This is a genomic window from Neobacillus drentensis (assembly GCF_036966985.1).
Lineage (GTDB): Bacteria > Bacillota > Bacilli > Bacillales > Cytobacillaceae > Neobacillus > Neobacillus drentensis_E.
On sequence record NZ_JBALSN010000193.1, the window covers coordinates 9,310 to 11,793 of the forward strand.

The 2,484-nt window shown below is 38.8% G+C and carries 2 protein-coding genes and 1 pseudogene; all 3 read right to left on the reverse strand.

What is annotated here, in order from left to right; genetic code table 11:
• On the reverse strand, positions 1-1,120 hold a 1,120-nt coding region (locus V7659_RS13230), incomplete at its 3' end, for an L-lactate MFS transporter (protein ID WP_420491728.1).
• Positions 1,121-1,355: 235 nt separating this feature from the next.
• Positions 1,356-1,583: a hypothetical protein gene (locus V7659_RS13235; RefSeq protein ID WP_335540382.1), complete on the reverse strand. Its 228-nt coding sequence runs from the start codon at positions 1,581-1,583 to the stop codon at positions 1,356-1,358.
• Positions 1,584-1,798: 215 nt separating this feature from the next.
• Positions 1,799-2,484 (reverse strand): annotated as a pseudogene (locus tag V7659_RS13240) (glutamine synthetase); the annotation flags it as partial.

Here is a 2,484-nt window from a genome sequence, read left to right on the forward strand (position 1 = left end):
TTTCACGAATCCATGAGACGAATATCGGACCGACTAAACCGGCTGCTGCCCAGGCTGTCAAAATGTAGCCGTGAATGGCACCCAGCTGCTTCGTTCCAAATAGATCGCCTATATAGGCTGGTATCGAAGAAAATCCTCCCCCATAACAGGTCATGATCATATAAACAATGATTGAAAACAGAATACCCACTGTAAGGTTTGGTAAAACAAAGAAGGCAACGATTTGGAAAGCAAAAAATAGTGTATACACATTTGGACGGCCAATGTAATCAGAAATAGTCGCCCAAAGAATACGTCCGGAACCATTAAATAACCCCATAATTCCAACCATCGTCGCAGCAGATGCGGCTGTCATTCCTACTAGCTCTTGTGCCATTGGTGACGCAACGGAAAGAATGGCAATCCCACAGGTTATGTTGATAAAAAGCATAATCCATAAAGCCCAAAATTGTCTTGTTTTTACCGCTTCATTTGCCGTTAATTGTCTTAGATCCTGTTTTATCTTTTTATTGCCTGAAGTCTCAACTGTTGAATCAAAGCATTTAGGTACCCAACCCGCTTTTGGCGGAGCAAGGTATTGAGCGGAACAAAAAATGACTAGAAAATATGTACCGCCAAGAATATAAAAGGTGTTGGAAATGCCGTATGTTTGGATTAAGTGATTCATTATCGGACTGCTGATCATTGCTGCAAAGCCAAACCCCATAATAGCAAGTCCCGTTGCCAATCCTCTTCGATCAGGGAACCATTTGACCAATGTTGACACTGGTGTAATATAGCCAACCCCTAAGCCAATACCAGCAATGACACCATAAAATAAATAGAGTAATAGTAACGATTCAAAGTGTACAGCTGCCCCAGCCCCTGCAACTCCGACTCCAAAAAATAAAGAACTAAGTGTCCCAGACACTCTTGGTCCGAACTTCTCAACAAAGTGACCTAAGAAAGCCGCGGATAATCCTAAAAATAATATCGCTAAACTAAATGTAAAAGAAATCTGTTTTAGACCCCAGCCCATTTGCTGCTGTAATGGGGTTGTAAATACACTCCATGCATAGACGGATCCTATCGAAATATGTATCCCAACTGCAGAAAGAGCAATAAGCCATCTATTTTTCATCTGACCCTTCATCCCCATTTCACATAATATTTTTCATAAATACCTAATACAATTCAATCTTTTAAATATTTCCACTCCTTGTGTATTGTTTGTTATTTGACTATATTAACCTACAAATTTATGTATTTCAAGTAAAATATTCAGTTAAAATACGAATTATAAATAACATTTTTTTAATTAATGTTCGTATTTTTATCAAAAAGCATATTTAGGTCTTTCGCCTTTTTTTCTATTTTCATAAAACATCTTCAAAAGAAACCGCATACAATGTTGGTGAACAAACAAGGACAGGAGGTGAAAAATAGATGGGTTCTAACCATTGTTCCTGCGGCATTTTTGGAATTTTTCTTGGATTTTTAACAGGTGCCATTTGGTTATTGTTTGGATTATTGTGGGTGACTTCATTGCTTGGAGTAATCGGCCTAGTCGGTTTAATTGTTACCGTTCTAAAATTCCTTATCATTTTAATTGGCTTCCTTGCATTCCTTATCTTTGGATTATGCGTATTTAAGAAGGCATGGCATCACTGTAAGTGAAATAGCATGCAGGATTAAACCAGCTTGGATTTATATATTTTGTGAGGACAGCCTCAATTAGAGGCTGTCCTTTTCAGTTACTTCTATACAAAAAAAGCGGGCAACTAGGGCTCTTTAATGCCCTGTTGTCCCGCTTTTTAAATTAGAATTTAGAATGATAGTTATCGATTTCCCATGCATGAACAGCTGTACGGTAGCTGTCCCATTCTGCTTTCTTCATCGAAACATACTCGTTGTAAACGTGCTCACCTAGTGTATTAGCCGCAATATCTCCTGATTCTAATTCTTTTATTGACTCTGCTAAACTTCCTGGCAGGTTATCGATGCCACGGAAGGCTCTTTCCTCTTCTGACATATGGAAGATATCTTCATTAATTGGAGCTGGTGCTTCTAGTCCTTTTTCGATTCCATCTAGACCCGCAGAAGCAATCACTGCAAACGTTAAGTAAGGGTTAGCTGATGGATCTGGGCAACGTAATTCAACACGTGTAGCAAGACCTTTTTTTGCTGGAATACGAATTAACGCTGAACGGTTAGACGCTGACCAAGCAATATAACAAGGAGCTTCATAACCTGGCACTAAACGCTTATAAGAGTTTACTAGCGGATTTGTTACTGCCGTAAAGCTCTTCACATTTTCTAGAACACCTGCAATGAATTGATATGCTATTTCAGATAATTGTAACTCATCGGATGGATCAAAGAATGCATTTTCGCTTTCTTTAAAGAATGACATATTGACATGCATCCCTGAACCATTGATTCCGAATACTGGCTTTGGCATAAATGTAGCATGCATTCCGAATTTCTTCGCTACTGTCTTCACGA

Coding starts and splice junctions, on each gene's coding strand:
- V7659_RS13235 (WP_335540382.1), bottom strand. CDS start 1,583: ATGATAAGGAATTTTAGAACGGTAACAATTAAACCGACTAGGCCGATT.